At 69.7% G+C, this 15426-nt stretch carries 10 protein-coding genes and 1 rRNA gene; 6 read left to right on the top strand and 5 right to left on the bottom strand.

Going from position 1 to position 15426, the window contains the following annotated elements:
* Positions 1 to 198 precede the first annotated feature (198 nt).
* Positions 199 to 1723: ribosomal RNA gene (locus ACSUPV_RS34265) — 16S ribosomal RNA — on the bottom strand.
* A gap of 551 nt (positions 1724 to 2274) precedes the next feature.
* On the opposite strand from ACSUPV_RS34265, the gene ACSUPV_RS34260 reads away from it, so the two are divergent.
* Positions 2275 to 2724 (top strand): PTS sugar transporter subunit IIA, encoded by a 450-nt coding sequence (locus ACSUPV_RS34260; protein ID WP_031116753.1) that lies wholly within the window; start codon positions 2275 to 2277, stop codon positions 2722 to 2724.
* A 78-nt stretch (positions 2725 to 2802) separates the two neighbouring features.
* Positions 2803 to 4473: a phosphoenolpyruvate--protein phosphotransferase gene (ptsP, locus tag ACSUPV_RS34255; RefSeq protein ID WP_037769248.1), complete on the top strand. Its 1671-nt coding sequence runs from the start codon at positions 2803 to 2805 to the stop codon at positions 4471 to 4473.
* Positions 4474 to 4543: 70 nt separating this feature from the next.
* Here ptsP and ACSUPV_RS34250 read toward each other — a convergent pair whose 3' ends face one another.
* Together ACSUPV_RS34250 and ACSUPV_RS34245 are read right to left on the bottom strand one after the other, a co-directional pair.
* Entirely contained in the window at positions 4544 to 5434 is an 891-nt protein-coding gene (locus ACSUPV_RS34250; RefSeq protein ID WP_382616562.1) for a hypothetical protein, read from the bottom strand.
* A 176-nt stretch (positions 5435 to 5610) separates the two neighbouring features.
* Positions 5611 to 7578: an acetoacetate--CoA ligase gene (locus tag ACSUPV_RS34245; RefSeq protein WP_436949161.1), complete on the bottom strand. Its 1968-nt coding sequence runs from the start codon at positions 7576 to 7578 to the stop codon at positions 5611 to 5613.
* A 212-nt stretch (positions 7579 to 7790) separates the two neighbouring features.
* Here ACSUPV_RS34245 and ACSUPV_RS34240 point away from each other — a divergent pair, with 212 nt between their 5' ends.
* On the top strand, positions 7791 to 10157 hold the full coding sequence (locus ACSUPV_RS34240) for a glycoside hydrolase family 31 protein (RefSeq protein WP_436949160.1): 2367 nt from the start codon (positions 7791 to 7793) through the stop codon (positions 10155 to 10157).
* A gap of 2 nt (positions 10158 to 10159) precedes the next feature.
* Here the strand turns inward: ACSUPV_RS34240 and ACSUPV_RS34235 are convergent, their stop codons facing one another.
* Positions 10160 to 10693, bottom strand: coding sequence for an NUDIX domain-containing protein (locus ACSUPV_RS34235; protein WP_382616554.1), 534 nt, complete (start codon positions 10691 to 10693; stop codon positions 10160 to 10162).
* A gap of 47 nt (positions 10694 to 10740) precedes the next feature.
* Positions 10741 to 11550: a M15 family metallopeptidase gene (locus ACSUPV_RS34230; RefSeq protein WP_436949159.1), complete on the bottom strand. Its 810-nt coding sequence runs from the start codon at positions 11548 to 11550 to the stop codon at positions 10741 to 10743.
* A 165-nt stretch (positions 11551 to 11715) separates the two neighbouring features.
* On the opposite strand from ACSUPV_RS34230, the gene ACSUPV_RS34225 reads away from it, so the two are divergent.
* From ACSUPV_RS34225 to ACSUPV_RS34215, 3 genes are all read left to right on the top strand, one after another.
* On the top strand, positions 11716 to 12141 hold the full coding sequence (locus ACSUPV_RS34225; protein WP_031116746.1) for a Zn-ribbon domain-containing OB-fold protein: 426 nt from the start codon (positions 11716 to 11718) through the stop codon (positions 12139 to 12141).
* Positions 12138 to 13328 carry a lipid-transfer protein gene (locus tag ACSUPV_RS34220; protein WP_436949967.1) on the top strand — a complete coding sequence of 397 codons (1191 nt, stop codon included), beginning with the start codon at positions 12138 to 12140 and terminating at the stop codon, positions 13326 to 13328. Before ACSUPV_RS34225 ends, ACSUPV_RS34220 begins: the two co-directional genes overlap by 4 nt.
* A gap of 152 nt (positions 13329 to 13480) precedes the next feature.
* Positions 13481 to 15127 (top strand): EAL domain-containing protein, encoded by a 1647-nt coding sequence (locus tag ACSUPV_RS34215; protein ID WP_436949158.1) that lies wholly within the window; start codon positions 13481 to 13483, stop codon positions 15125 to 15127.
* Positions 15128 to 15426: the final 299 nt, after the last annotated feature.

Genomic DNA, 15426 nt, shown 5'->3' with positions numbered 1-15426 from the left:
CAGACACCCAACAGCGTGCCCGACACCCTCGCCCCTCGTGATCTGCGTTCCACGCTCCGAAGAGCAGTACTAGCAGCCCGAGTTGGCTGAAGATGCCGAGTAGTCAACGTTCCACCCATGAGCAACCAGCATCAGACGTTCGCTGATGTACTGGCCTCTGAACCAGCCCCGAAGGACCGGCTTAGAAGTGCTCCTTAGAAAGGAGGTGATCCAGCCGCACCTTCCGGTACGGCTACCTTGTTACGACTTCGTCCCAATCGCCAGTCCCACCTTCGACAGCTCCCTCCCACAAGGGGTTGGGCCACCGGCTTCGGGTGTTACCGACTTTCGTGACGTGACGGGCGGTGTGTACAAGGCCCGGGAACGTATTCACCGCAGCAATGCTGATCTGCGATTACTAGCGACTCCGACTTCATGGGGTCGAGTTGCAGACCCCAATCCGAACTGAGACCGGCTTTTTGAGATTCGCTCCACCTCGCGGTATCGCAGCTCATTGTACCGGCCATTGTAGCACGTGTGCAGCCCAAGACATAAGGGGCATGATGACTTGACGTCGTCCCCACCTTCCTCCGAGTTGACCCCGGCGGTCTCCCGTGAGTCCCCAGCACCACAAGGGCCTGCTGGCAACACGGGACAAGGGTTGCGCTCGTTGCGGGACTTAACCCAACATCTCACGACACGAGCTGACGACAGCCATGCACCACCTGTACACCGACCACAAGGGGGACCCTGTCTCCAGGGTTTTCCGGTGTATGTCAAGCCTTGGTAAGGTTCTTCGCGTTGCGTCGAATTAAGCCACATGCTCCGCCGCTTGTGCGGGCCCCCGTCAATTCCTTTGAGTTTTAGCCTTGCGGCCGTACTCCCCAGGCGGGGCACTTAATGCGTTAGCTGCGGCACGGACAACGTGGAATGTTGCCCACACCTAGTGCCCACCGTTTACGGCGTGGACTACCAGGGTATCTAATCCTGTTCGCTCCCCACGCTTTCGCTCCTCAGCGTCAGTATCGGCCCAGAGATCCGCCTTCGCCACCGGTGTTCCTCCTGATATCTGCGCATTTCACCGCTACACCAGGAATTCCGATCTCCCCTACCGAACTCTAGCCTGCCCGTATCGACTGCAGACCCGGGGTTAAGCCCCGGGCTTTCACAACCGACGCGACAAGCCGCCTACGAGCTCTTTACGCCCAATAATTCCGGACAACGCTCGCGCCCTACGTATTACCGCGGCTGCTGGCACGTAGTTAGCCGGCGCTTCTTCTGCAGGTACCGTCACTTTCGCTTCTTCCCTGCTGAAAGAGGTTTACAACCCGAAGGCCGTCATCCCTCACGCGGCGTCGCTGCATCAGGCTTGCGCCCATTGTGCAATATTCCCCACTGCTGCCTCCCGTAGGAGTCTGGGCCGTGTCTCAGTCCCAGTGTGGCCGGTCGCCCTCTCAGGCCGGCTACCCGTCGTCGCCTTGGTGAGCCGTTACCTCACCAACAAGCTGATAGGCCGCGGGCTCATCCTGCACCGCCGGAGCTTTACACCATCAAGGATGCCCAAGATGGTCATATCCGGTATTAGACCCCGTTTCCAGGGCTTGTCCCAGAGTGCAGGGCAGATTGCCCACGTGTTACTCACCCGTTCGCCACTAATCCCCACCGAAGTGGTTCATCGTTCGACTTGCATGTGTTAAGCACGCCGCCAGCGTTCGTCCTGAGCCAGGATCAAACTCTCCGTGAATGTGTACCGGTAATCCGGTGCAACACCACGAGAGCGGAACAGTCAGGCGGAATAAGCCCGACCGTTCACAGCGTCCTCGCTGTGTTTTTTCAAAGGAACCTCGACCATCGGTTGTCCGATGGACGGGGTATCAACATATCTGGCGTTGACTTTTGGCACGCTGTTGAGTTCTCAAGGAACGGTCGCTTCCTTTGTACTCACCCTCTCGGGCTTTCCTCCGGGCGCTTCCCTTCGGTGTTCCAAACTCTATCAGTGTTTTTCCGACTCCCTGACCACCGTCCTGCAGGCATGCAGAAGGCGACCCCGAGATAGGATCTGACAAGTTGGGTGCTGCCGGGCGAGGACGCGAGGTTGCGTTACTCAGCCCCAAGCAGGAGTACGACTGTACACGCGGCCGTGGAGCCGGTGCAAATCCATTTGGGGTATGGTCTAGACCACTCTGGAGTGCCCACGCGGAACCGGCACTTCAGGTGACATACGCTGCTGAGCAGTGTGCCGCCCGGTACCGACACGGACGGCCCCTATCGATCTCCACCCCTGGGAGGCTTCCCATGACCACCGTGACGTCCCCACTCGCAGGACGCGCCATCGGACTGGCAGCCGTGCCGGATCCGGTCTTCTCCGGGGCCATGGTCGGCCCGGGCACAGCGATCGACCCCGTACGCGAGCCTTCCGAAGCCGTCTCCCCCGTGGACGGCGTCATCGTCTCCCTGCACCCGCACGCGTTCGTCGTCGTCGACGAGAGCGGACACGGCGTGCTCACCCACCTCGGTATCGACACCGTGCAGCTCAACGGCGAGGGTTTCGAGCTGCTCGTGAACAAGGGCGACACCGTCCGGCGCGGCCAGAGCGTCGTGCGCTGGAACCCGGCGGCCGTCGAGGCAGCCGGCAAGTCCGCGATCTGCCCGGTCGTAGCGCTGGAAGCCACGGCCGAGGCTCTCTCCGATCTTCGCGACAACGGCGATGTGAAGGCCGGCGACAGTCTCTTCCTCTGGAAGTGACGTCTGTGCCGTCGTATGACGGCGAGTACGACAACCTACGCGGCGGTGGGACCCGCCGCACTATCGGAGACGGGTGAGATGGAGACAACGTTGCGAGGCGTCGGCGTGAGCCACGGTGTGGCGATCGGCGAGGTTCGGCATATGGGAACGGCGGTGCTCGAGCCGCCCGCGAAGCAGATCCCGGCGGAGGAAGCGGAGCGTGAACAGGGGCGCGCCCGCAAGGCCGTGGAGGCTGTGGCGGCCGACCTGATGGCGCGCGGGAACCTGGCGGGAGGCGAAGCCCAGGCGGTGCTCGAGGCTCAGGCCATGATGGCCCAGGACCCCGAGCTGATGGCCGACGTGGAGCGGCGGATCGCCGTCGGCAGCACGGCCGAGCGCGGGGTGTACGACGCGTTCGCCTCGTACCGGGAGCTGCTGGCCGGCGCCGGTGAGTACCTCGCCGGTCGCGTGGCCGACCTCGACGACGTGCGGAATCGTATCGTCGCCCGTCTGCTGGGGGTGCCGATGCCGGGTGTCCCCGACAGCGACGAGCCCTACGTCCTTGTCGCCCGCGATCTCGCGCCTGCCGACACCGCGCTGCTCGACCCCACTCTCGTGTTGGGTTTCGTCACCGAGGAGGGCGGTCCGACCAGCCACAGCGCGATTCTGGCGCGTGCGCTTGGGGTGCCGGCCGTCGTCGCGCTGCCGGGCGCCGGTGAGCTCGCCGAAGGCACCATGATCGCCGTCGACGGCAGCACGGGCGAGATCTTCGTGGACCCGAGCGATGAGAAGAAGGCTCAGCTCGAAGCCGCGGCCGCCGAGCGGAAGGCTGCGCTGGCCGCCTCGACCGGGCCCGGTGCCACCGCGGATGGTCACAAGGTGCCGCTCCTGGCGAACATCGGTGGGCCGGCCGATGTGGATGCCGCCGTCGAGGCCGGTGCAGAAGGCGTCGGCCTCTTCCGTACCGAGTTCCTCTTCCTGGACGACAGCAAGCAGGCGCCGTCCGAGGAGAAGCAGATCGCGGCGTACCGGCAGGTGCTCGAGGCGTTCCCCGAGGGGCGTGTCGTGGTGCGGGTGCTGGACGCGGGTGCGGACAAGCCGCTCGACTTCCTCACGCCGGCCGACGAGCCGAACCCGGCGCTGGGCGTGCGCGGCCTGCGGACTCTGCTCGATCACCCGGAGGTGCTGCGCACGCAGCTGACGGCGCTCGCGAAGGCCGCGGAGGGGCTGCCGGTCTACCTCGAGGTCATGGCCCCGATGGTGGCGGACCGTACGGATGCCCGGGCCTTCGCGGACGCGTGCCGTGAGGCGGGTCTGCGAGCGAAGTTCGGCGCGATGGTCGAGATCCCGTCGGCCGCCCTGCGGGCACGCTCGATCCTGCAGGAGGTCGAGTTCCTGTCGCTGGGGACGAACGACCTGGCGCAGTACACCTTCGCCGCCGACCGTCAGGTGGGTGCGGTCTCCCGTCTTCAGGATCCGTGGCAGCCCGCGCTGCTCGACCTGGTGGCGTTGTCCGCCGAGGCGGCGAAGGCCGAGGGCAAGAGCTGTGGCGTGTGCGGTGAGGCCGCGTCCGACCCGCTGCTCGCGTGTGTGCTGGCTGGTCTGGGTGTCACCTCTCTCTCCATGGGCGCGGCGTCGATCCCTTACGTCCGTGCGACGCTGGCGAAGTACACGTTGGCGCAGTGTGAGCGGGCCGCCGCCGCTGCGCGGGCGTCGGACAGTGCCGAGGACGCGCGGAGCGCGGCGCAGGCGGTGTTGTCCGGCGAGTAGGCCGGATGTGGCCGGCTGATCGGCTGCCCGGGAGGGGCGCTCCACTGAGGTGGGGCGCCCCTCCGGCGTTTCAGTGGTTGTGTCCCTGCGTGGGTTTCTCGTCTTCGAGGTCGGGAGGTGCGCAGTAGTCGACGTTGGATTCCGGGGAGATGAGGTCCCCGGAGTCGACGTCGGTGCAGTAGGCGTCGAAGACCTCTCCGGCGGTGAGGGGCTCGAGTCCGTATGCGCGCAGGCGCCAGCCGTAGACGCGGTCGGGGGTGCCTGGGGCGCTGGCGCGGATGACGAGGCCTCCGGGGCTTTCGGTGGCCAGGCCGAGGGCCAGGACCGTGGTGAATTCGAGGGCTTCGGTCTCGTCGAGTTCCAGCTCGCTGCCGGTGTCGGTGGCGTGGAGGGCGGCGACGAGGGTTTCGGGTGGTCCGGTGACGCTGCAGACGAGGTGCCGGTCCCCGGGCGGAGCTGTGTCGAGGATGCGGACGAGCAGGTCCGAGGCTCGGGCGAAGGCGGCCCGTCCGATGTCCTCGCCACAGGAGGTGCAGGCCCCCAGGCGGGCCAGGAGCGTGGTCGCGTACTCCCAGGTGGCCTGCCGGACGGCCTCGTCGACGAGGGACGCGACGAGGTCGGCCAGTGGCTGGCCCTCATAAGGGAGGGTCGGACCGGTCAGCGCGACGTGCGCCGTGAAGCGGGTGCGGGTCGACGGGATGTCGGGGTTCAGGCCTTTTTGCTCGCAGAACTCGGCGTATTCCTCCGGGTCGAAGAGGGCCACCGTGGTGTGGCTGCCTTGCAGAGCTCGCGTCCTGAGGAGGGCCTCCATCTGTTTGAGGTAGGTCGCGTGGTCGTCGAAGGTGAAGCTGCGGTAGCGCCGCATGGCCCGGAAGTCGTGCTCGTCGGTCAGCAGGCCGATGGTGCCTGCGATTTCGCGGCCCAGGACGCGTCGCATGGTCCTGCTGTCGGTGTGCGCCATTGTGTTCCCCCTGTGCACGGTCGATCAATGCTCACTCACAGTAACCGGCAGCACTGACAATGAGGGTGGACAGGGAGATCACGCACTCGACTGATGGTGAAGGAGCAGGTCACAGCCTTGGAGCTGATGGCCCCCGCCATCAACCCACGGTTACGGGGAGTGGTCCGGGCTGCCGGTCAGGCGCGCTTGCGGGCCAGGTCCTCGTAGAAGGTCAGCAGGTCGAGGTTGTCGATGGAGCCCGGGTTGACCGCCTTCTCCAGGGGGGTGCCTTGGAGGAGGCGCTTGACCGGGACCTCGATGCGCTTGCCGGTGAGGGTGTGCGGGACGCCGGGCACTTCGATGATCTCGTCGGGGACGTGGCGCGGTGAGAGCTGCTCGCGGATGGTCTGCTTGATGCGGTTCAGCAGGGGCTCGTCGAGGACGGCTCCCGGGGACAGGTGCACGAAGAGGGGCATCCAGTAGCCGCCGTCGGGCTGTTCGACGCCGATGACGAGGGACTCCCGGATCTCGGGGAGGCGCTCGACGGCTTCGTAGATGTCGGCGGATCCCATGCGCACGCCCTGGCGGTTGAGCGTGGAGTCGGAACGGCCGTGGATGACGACGGATCCGCGGGACGTGACGGTGATCCAGTCGCCGTGCCGCCATACGCCGGGGTAGGTGTCGAAGTAGCTGTCGTGGTAGCGGCTGCCGTCGGGGTCGTTCCAGAAGTGGATGGGCATCGACGGCATGGGGTTGGTGACCACGAGTTCCCCCACCTCGTCGATCAATGGGTTGCCGTTCGGATCCCAGGACTGGAGGTCGGTGCCCAGGCAGGGGGCCTGGAGTTCGCCGACATGGACCGGGAGGGTCGGTACGGCGCCGGCGAAGCAGGAGCACACGTCCGTGCCGCCGCTGACGGAGGCGATCCACAGGTCGTCGCGGACCTCGTCGTGGAGCCAGCGGAAGCCGTCGGGCGGCAGAGGCGAACCGGTGGTGGCCACGCACTGGACGGCCGAGAGATCGAAGTCGTGGGACGGGTGCACGCCGGCCTTGCGGCAGGCCATGACGTAGGCGGCCGACGTGCCGTACAGGGTGGCCTTCGTGCGTTCGGCGATCCGCCACTGGGCACCGGTGTCGGGGTAGCCGGGGCTGCCGTCGTAGAGGACGATCGTGGTGCCGGTGAGCAGGCCGGAGACGAGGAAGTTCCACATCATCCAGCCGGTCGAGGTGTACCAGAAGAAGCGGTCCTCGGGCCCCAGGTCGCAGTGCAGGCCGATCTGCTTGAGGTGCTCGACCAGGATGCCGCCCTGGGACTGGACGATGGCCTTGGGGAGGCCCGTCGTGCCGGAGGAGTAGAGCACCCACAGGGGGTGGTCGAAGGGCACCTGCTCGAAGACGGGGGCGGTGTCGGCGGAGGTGAGGGCAGCCCAGTCCAGGGCGCCTTCGGGCGCGTCGGTGCCGAGGAGCGGGATGTGGACGACGGCGCGCAGGGTGGGCAGTTCGCGCCGCAGTTCGGTGACGATCTCGCGACGGTCGTGTTCCTTGCCGCCGTAGCGGTAGCCGTCGACGGTGAACAGCACGACGGGTTCGACCTGCTGGAAGCGGTCGAGGACGCTGCGGGCACCGAAGTCGGGCGCGCAGGAGGTCCAGACTCCCCCCACGGCTGCGGTGGCGAGGAGGGCGACCACGGCCTGCGGGATGTTGGGGAGGTAGCCGCTGACGCGGTCTCCGGGGCGTACGCCGAGGGCGCGCAGCTCGGCGGCCAGGGAGCCGACCTGGCGGCGCAGCTCGGTCCAGGTGACGGGGCGTGGTTCGTGAGTCTCGTCGACGTGCAGGAGAGCGGGTTCGTCCGCGCGGGTGTCGGCGGCGCGCAGGGCGTGTTCGGCGTAGTTGAGGGTTGCCCCGGGGAACCATGAGGCGCCGGGCATGGAGCGGTCGCCGAGCACGCGCGCGTAGGGGGTCAAGAAGCGGACGTCGAACCACTCGGTGACGGCTGTCCAGAAGGTTTCCAGCTCATCGACGGACCAGCGCTGCAGGGCCGCGTAGCCGCCCTCGGCGGGGGCGCCGTGGTGCTCGGCGGCCCAGGCCTGGAACCTGGTGATGCGTGCTCGCGCGATGCGCTCGGGGTCGGGCTGCCAGAGCGGCTGAGGACTATCGGTCGACATGGTCGGCTCCCGGACTGTGCGCGTCGTGTGCGTCCTCCGCGCACGGGCTGGGGTGTGCGCGTGACGCGGCTGGCACGGACAATGCCATGTGATCGACTTCGGCACCAGGGTGCGCCCCACATAGTCCGTGTCGTGAAGATGTGGTCCTTACACGGGTGAACGGCAGTTGAACGAGACGCTCTCGTGGGCCGGTCAGTGGCAGGGTGAGCAGCATGAACGGTCGTGACCTGGTGCGTTCGGTGAAAGCGGTGGGTTCGGTGGGGGCGGCGCAGGGTGTGCGTACCGTACGAGCAGCGTGGCGCAGGCGGCGGGCCGACGCCACTGGGCTGCCGTCGCGAGGGGCGGAGCGGGCGCGGGTGCCTGGGCCCGTGCAGGAGGTGGAGCCGGGGCCGGGGGGCGGTGTCGTCCGGTTCGGCCGGTCGGAGCTGCGGGTTCTCGTCGCGGTGAACGGGGCCGTCTTCTGGGGCTGGGACGGGGCGGAGCCCGAGCCGTCGTACGCGCTGGCCGGCCGCTGTCCGGAGCCGGACCCCCGGGCGGTGCTGGAGCCGGACAAGGACGGCGGCTGGCGGGTGGTGGCCGAGCGGGCGACGGTGGTCGTCTCGCGGCACGGCGCAGTGGAGGTGCGCACTCCTGGTGGCGTGACCCTGCGCCGTGATCAACCGCCGCGGTGGTGGGAACCGGTCGGTGGCGGCCCGGCGCGATGGGCACAGCGGTCGGAGGTGGCTGCCGACGCCCGGTTCTTCGGGCTCGGGGGGCGTGCTTCGGGTCCTCGGCTGCCGGACGGGACGTACCGGCTGTGGAACACCGATCCCGGGCACGCCTTCGCGCCCGGAGACGACCCGCTGTACATCACGATGCCGGTGCAGCTGGTGGTGGCCGACGGAGGGACCCACCTGGTGTTCCACGACAGCTCGTGGGACGGCACGGTGACCTTGCGCGAGGGCGAGGAGGGGGCGGGTTCCGGGCACGATCGCGCCGGGACGAGCGAGCTGCGGATGGACGGCGGTCCGCTGCGCTGCTGGGTGATGGTGGGCAGCCCCGCGCGCGTGCTGCTCGCGTGGGCCTCGCTCACCGGGGCGCCCGCGCTGCCGCCCGCGTGGGCGCTCGGCCATCACCACGCGCGCTGGGGGTTCGGCAGCGAGCAGGAGGTGCGGCGGATCGTCGCGGGGTATCTGGAGCATGGTCTTCCGCTCGACGCCGTGCACCTGGACATCGATCACTTGGACGCACATCAGGTCTTCACCGTCGACCCGGACCGCTTTCCGAAGCTGCCGGTTCTGGCCGAGGAGCTGCGGCGGGACGGCATCCGGCTGGTGTCGATCGTCGACCCGGCCGTGAAGGCCCTGCCCGGCAACGCGGTGTACGACGACGGCGTGGCGGAGGACGCGTTCGTGCGGGACGCGTCGGGGCAGGTCGTGCAGGGTGTGGCGTGGCCCGGCGAGGCGGTGTTTCCCGACTTCACGCACGCGCGGGTGCGTGAGTGGTGGGGCCGTCTCTACGAGGAGCGGCTGGCGCAGGGGTTCTCGGGTTTCTGGCACGACATGAACGAGCCCACCTCGTTCAACGCCTTCGGAGAGACGACGCTGCCGCGTTCGGCGCGGCACTCCCTGGAGGGGCGGGGTGGGGACCATCGTGAGGCGCACAACGTGTACGCGCTGTGCATGGCCAGGGCGGGCTTCGAAGGGCTGCGGAAACTGTCACCCCAGGAGCGGCCGTTCCTGTTCTCCCGCTCCGGGTGGGCCGGCATGCAGCGCTACGGCGGGACGTGGTCGGGGGACGTGGCCACCGGGTGGCCGGGACTGCGGGCGTCCCTGTCGCTGGTCCTGGGGCTCGGGCTGTGCGGTGTCCCGTACTCGGGTCCGGACATCGGAGGCTTCGATGGGGATCCTTCACCCGAGCTGTATCTGCGGTGGTTCCAGCTGGGCGCGTATCTGCCGCTGTTCCGGACGCACGCGAGTCTGCGGGCGGGCCGGAGGGAGCCGTGGGAGTTCGGTCCCGAGGTGCTGGAGCACGCGCGCGTGGCGCTCGTCGAGCGACGGCGGCTGCTGCCGTACTTCGTGACGCTGGCGCATCTGGCCCGGCGGACCGGGGCGCCCTACGTACGGCCCCTGTGGTGGGCCGCGCCGGAGGAGCGGGCTCTGCGGGACTGCGGGGATGCCTTCCTGCTCGGGGACAGCCTGCTGGTGGCGCCCGTGCTCGATCCGGGCGCGGACCGCCGTGCCGTGCAGTTGCCGCGGGGGCGCTGGTACGACACGGCGACGGAGCAGGCGTACGAGGGGCCGGCGCAGGTGCTCGTCGACGCGCCCCTGTCGCGGATCCCGGTGTTCGCGCGCGCGGGTGCCGTGCTTCCCGTACGCGGGGAGGACGGCGGTCTCGAACTGGAGGTGTGGGCACCCGCCCGGGGCCGGACAGGGGGCGGGCTGGTCGTGCCGGACGGGGGCGAGGGCTGGGACGAGCCGGAGCTCGAGCGCTACACCGCCCGGTGGATGAGCTCGCGGTTGGTCGTCGAACGGGAGGGTGAGGACGGCGGGGGCACGCCGCCCCACCCGGTGCGCGTCCGCGGGGCCGGCGAGCGCTGAGCTCAGTACCGGCCCTCGAACCAGGCCCGGACGGCCACGGTGTGCAGCGGGAAGGCGAGCTCTTCCGGCCTGCGCAGGAGGTGCCAGCCCTCCGTCTCGTCCGTGGCGGCGGAGGGCGGCAGCCCCTCGACGGGGCGTTCCGGGAGGAGGCCGAAGAGCAGCAGGTGTCCGTCGGGCGAGCTCATGGCGTCGACGAGGCGTACGTCGCGGCCGGCCGCGTCGATGCCGGTTTCCTCCTTGAGCTCGCGTACGACGGCCTGCCGCCAGTCCTCCCGGTGGTCGATGTAGCCGCCGGGCAGGGCGGTGCCCCCGCGCGCGGGAGCGACGGTTCGTGTGATGACCACCAGGGCCGTGCCCTTGGTGTCGTACACGGGCTGGAGGGCCACCGCGACCGGGAGCGGGTTGCGGTAGGCCACGGCGCCGCATGCCGGGCAGGTGCGGGGCCACCCGGAGACGCCCTCACCGTAGGGCGCGCCGCAGCTCGAACAGTGGGAGTCCGGCGCGGAGTTGGAACTGGAGTGCTGAGTTTCGGACACGCGGCGGACTGTAGCCGATCGCGGGCAGGGCGTCTCGGGCAGGCGGCTCAGTGAGCGCTGGTGAGCGACTTCCTGGACACCGGGAAGTCGAAGTAGGTGTCCGGGTAGGGCTCGGGCTTGTAGGTGTAGTGCCACCACTCCTCCGGCAGGTTCACGAAGCCGAGGCCCTCCAGGGTGCTCTTGAGCAGTGCCCGGTTGGCGCGCTGTTCGCCCTGGATGCGGGGGTCGAGGGTGTGCGAGAGGGTGTCGAAGCAGTCGAAGCCGGTGCCCATGTCGACCGAGTTGTCGGGGAACCGCTCGTTCTCGGGGGCGAAGCACGGCACGAGGGGTTCTCCGGGGCGGTACGGCCGGGTCGGCTTCGCGGGGAGCCTCACGAGGGTGACGTCGAGGGTGGATCCGCGGCTGTGGCCGGACTTCTCGGCGATGTAGCCGTCGGCGAAGAGCCGGCTCTTGTCGACGTTCGGGTAGAACTCGGCCTTCATCGCCTGGTCGTCGAGATCCCGAGCCCAGCGGACGAAGTGGTCCACCGCACGCTGGGGCCGGTAGCAGTCGTACACCTTCAGCGTGTAGCCCTGACGCAGCAGCTTCCGCTGGGCCTGGTGCAGGGCTTCGGCGGCGGGGCGGGTCAGGACGCACATCGGCTGGAGGTAGCCGTCGATGCGTTCGCCGACGAAGTTGTGCGGGGTGAAGTAGCGCATCTCCTGGATGATCGTCGGGTCCACGCTCCTCAGGGCCACGAAGTCCTTCGGCGCCTGAGGCTCGGTCCGGGACTGGGCGGTTGCGCTCGGGACGATCGCTGCCAGCAGGCCGGCGAGGGCGGTGATCAGGGCGCGGGCCACGGTGGTGAGTCGTGTCATGCCTCCTGCGTCTACCAGGAGTGGTCCCCGGCGGGGAAGGGACAGGGGCTCCAACCGCCTCTCGCGTCCGGTCCGGTGGCTGCCGAACCCGGGCGGACCGTGGCAGACTCCTGACATACCGTCAGGTTCGCGTGGGGAGGCGCTGTGTCGCGTACACGAACACCTGTGGTGGCGGGGTGGTTCGCCGGGGACGGGGACGGATTCCGGCTGCTCGGCACGCGTTGTACGGCATGCGCCTCGGTCTTCTTCCCACGCGAGGACCACCATTGCCGCAACCCCGGCTGCGCAAGCGGGAAGTTGAAGGAGGTGCCGCTGTCCCGGCGCGGGCGCGTCTGGTCGTACACGGACAGCCGGTATCGGCCACCGTCACCCTATGTGAGCGATCCGGAACTTCCATGGGAGCCGTGCACGTTGATCGCTGTGGAGCTGGAGGCCGAGCGGATCGTGGTACTGGGACAGGCGGCACCCGGGGTCACCGCCTCGGATCTCGCGGTGGGCATGGAGGCGGAGGTCGTCCCCGGCGTGCTCCATGAGGACGCGGAGACGACATGGACGACGTGGCACTGGCGGCCGACGGGGGTGACGGCGTGACAGGCGAAGTGGCGGTGCTCGGCGCGGGCATGCACCCGTGGGGCAAGTGGGGGCGGAGCTTCGTCGAGTACGGCGTGGCAGCCGCCCGCGCGGCTCTGGCCGACGCCGGGCTGGACTGGCGGGACGTCGGCTCGATCGTCGGCGCCGACACGGTGCGGGGCGGCTACCCGGGATACGTGGCGGGAGCGACGTTCGCGAAAGCACTGGGTTGGCAAGGGGCCCGGGTCGCGAGCGTGTACGCGGCGTGCGCCTCCGGGGCACAGGCCGTCGACACCGCGCGGGCCCAGATCCTCGCCGGTCTCGCCGATGTGGTGCTCGTGGTCGGCGCAGATGCCGCTCCCAAGGGGTTCTTTCGCCCTGCGGGCGGCGATCGGCCCGACGATCCCGACTGGCTGCGCTTCCGCGTCCTCGGGGCGACGAACCCGGTCTACTTCGGGCTGTACGCCCGCAGACGCATGGCTGTGCACGGAGACACGCCGGAGGACTTCGCTCAGGTGAAGGTGAAGAACGCGGCGATGGGAGCACTCAACCCGAACGCCCGCTACCGCGGCCGCGTCACCGCCCAGGAGGTCGCCGCCTCCGCCGTCGTCGCCGATCCGCTGCGGCTGCTCGACATCTGCGCCACCTCCGACGGCGGTGCGGCCCTGGTGCTGTCGAGCCTGGAGTACGCGCGGCGGCACGGTCACACGGAGCCGGTGCGGATCCGGGCCGTCTCCACGGTGACCCCGCGTTACCCCAACACCGTGCTGGACCTGCCGGACATCGCCACGGACTCCGCGGTGGCGGTGGACCCGCCCGGGCAGACGTTCCGGACATCGATCGCCCAGGCGGCCTACGACGAGGCCGGCCTCGGGCCGGAGGACCTGTCGCTGGCCGAGGTCTATGACCTGTCCACCGCCCTTGAGCTGCAGTGGTACGAAGACCTGGGGCTGTGCGGTGAGGGCGAGGGCGTGAAGCTGCTGCGCGACGGGGCGACGACCCTGGGCGGTCGGATACCGGTGAACGTCAGCGGTGGGCTGGCCTCCTTCGGAGAGGCGGTTCCGGCCCAGGCGATAGCCCAGGTGTGTGAGCTGGCCTGGCAATTGAGAGGCAAGGCCGGTGACCGGCAGGTGGCGGGAGCGCGCGTCGGCCTCAGCGCGAACCAGGGGCTCTTCGGGCACGGGTCGGCGGTGATCGCCGTGCGGTGAACCGCTCTGCGGAGGCTGGACGAACCATCTGCCCGTGCAGGTCATGCGGCCGTGCCGGGCCATGGCCATACGCTGTGTGACCGCTCCGGAATCCTGCGTGAACGTCTCATGAACTGGGCTTGAGCGTGCGCCGGTGGAGTCATCATGCTCCCGTGCGCTCCTGGACGGATACTCTCCGCTTCGCCTTCCAACCGGTGGTCAACCTGACGACCGGAGTGGTCGCGGGACTGGAGATACTCGCCCGCCCGGAGACCGGCGACATCCTGGCCGAAGCCCGTCGGGATCCCGAACTCGACTGCCGGCTGGCGGTGTCGGCGGTCCGTGCGGCGGTGCGCAAGGAGACCCTGCTCCCGCTGTTCGTCAACGTGTTCGCCGGCACCCTGGCCGACCTCGGCGGTCTCCCCTCCCTGCACGACGCCGTGCGCGAGGCGGGGCGGCTGCCGTGGGAGGTGACGATCGACGTCTGTCCGCCGTACACGCACGTGCCGCAACCGGGGCTGCTGGAGGCGGTCGCCACGCTGCGCGGCCAGGGCTTCCGGATCTGCGCGGACGGCGTAGGGGACGGGGACGTGCCCTTGCGGCTGCTGTCGGACATGGCGCCCGGCCTCGTGAAGCTGGACGCGTCGCTGCTGGCGCGGCCTGCGGTGGTGCGGTCGATGCGGACGCTGTGCGACGAGCTGGGAGCGCTCCTGGCCGTCGAGGGCGTGGAGACCGAAGGGCAGTGCGCGGCGGCATCGGCGGCCGGAGCGCAGCTGGCACAGGGCGAGCTCTTCGCGCCGCCGGCCCGGCTGCCCGCCGCGGACGTCTACGTTCCGCCCCGCTCCCCCGGCGACATGACGATGCCCCGGTCCGGGCCGTCGGTACGGGAGTTCGTGCGGCCCGCCGCCCTGCTGCCCGCCACGGCGTCCGCGGGGCAGGTGCGTGCACTGCTGACCGGCTCGCCGGACGTGTCCGGAGTGCTGCTCGTGGACACCGCGGGGGTACCGGTCCGGTCGGTGCACCGGTCCCGCTTCCTGCTGTCGATGTCGGGGCGCTACGGACACGCCCTGTACGCCGACCGGCCCGCGGCCAAGCTCGGTGACCCGCCGCGGACGGTGGGCGTCGACGCGACGGCCTGGGAGGTGCTGGACGTGGTGGCGGTCGGCGGACGGGACCGTACGTCCGACGACGTGGCCGTGGTGGACGAGTACGGGCGGTGCGTGGGCGTCGTACGGCTCGCGGACCTCGTGCGCGCGCTGGCCGAGACACGGGTGGAGGAGGCGGCCGGGCTCAATCCGCTGACGCGCCTGCCCGGCTCGGACGCGATCACCGGTGAGGTGGACCGGCGCATCGCTGCCGGGCGGGCGTTCGCGTTGAGTTGGCTGGACGTCGACCACTTCAAGCAGGTCAACGACGGGGCCGGTTTCGCGGCGGGCGACGAGCTGATCCGGGCCGTGGGCCGAGCACTCCAGCAGGCCGCCACGGACGGGGCGCGCGTGGGGCACATCGGCGGGGACGACTTCCTGGTCCTGGCCGATCCGGACGGTCTCGATCCGCTGGTGGCCTCCGTGCTGGACGCGCCCTGGTCGGCGGGCGGGCGCCCGGTCACGCTGTCGCTCGCGACAGTGCTGTGTGCTCCGGGCAGCGTGGCGGACCACCGGCAGGCGGCGGCCTGCCTGGCACCGCTGAAGAAGGCGGCGAAGGCGTTGCACGGGGCGAGTTGGGTGCTGGGACGCGCTGGCCTGCCCGGCCACGAGACCCGGCGGGGCTCCGAACCGGCACCGGCGGGGTGCGGTGTGGGGGAACCGGGTGGGGGCTGACAGGGCAGTGTTGCGGGGCCGGGGGGCCTTCCGGCGGGGTCTCCGCTCGCAGGGCCATGGAGGCTGGGTGCGTTCAGCGCCCGCCCGGCCGTATGGAACGGAAAAGCCTCTGAGCCGCTTGCAGAGCCGCGTGGGGCCGGAGAGGCGAGCCCGGTCCTGCGCCGCTCGCAACGGCCTCAGGGGGCGAGCGGGCAAGGTTTCCGGCGGGGCTCCGCGGGACTCCGGGGGGCTCGGCACACGCGGTCGGCTGCGCTGTCGGAGGCGGCACCCGGGCGCCGGGAACCTGGCCGCCAGGCCCC

This window comes from Streptomyces sp. SudanB52_2052 (genome assembly GCF_964272415.1).
Taxonomy (GTDB): Bacteria; Actinomycetota; Actinomycetes; order Streptomycetales; family Streptomycetaceae; genus Streptomyces; species Streptomyces olindensis.
Note: the sequence above shows the minus strand (reverse complement) of the source record. Positions and strands in the feature narration are given on the sequence as shown.

Excerpts from the sequence above, each read along its gene's own strand:
- ACSUPV_RS34250 (WP_382616562.1), bottom strand. The coding sequence starts at position 5,434 with ATGGCGCACACCGACAGCAGGACCATGCGACGCGTCCTGGGCCGCGAA.
- ACSUPV_RS34230 (WP_436949159.1), bottom strand. The coding sequence starts at position 11,550 with ATGACACGACTCACCACCGTGGCCCGCGCCCTGATCACCGCCCTCGCC.
- ACSUPV_RS34240 (WP_436949160.1), top strand. The coding sequence starts at position 7,791 with ATGAACGGTCGTGACCTGGTGCGTTCGGTGAAAGCGGTGGGTTCGGTG.
- ACSUPV_RS34245 (WP_436949161.1), bottom strand. The coding sequence starts at position 7,578 with ATGTCGACCGATAGTCCTCAGCCGCTCTGGCAGCCCGACCCCGAGCGC.
- ACSUPV_RS34260 (WP_031116753.1), top strand. The coding sequence starts at position 2,275 with ATGACCACCGTGACGTCCCCACTCGCAGGACGCGCCATCGGACTGGCA.
- ptsP (WP_037769248.1), top strand. The coding sequence starts at position 2,803 with ATGGAGACAACGTTGCGAGGCGTCGGCGTGAGCCACGGTGTGGCGATC.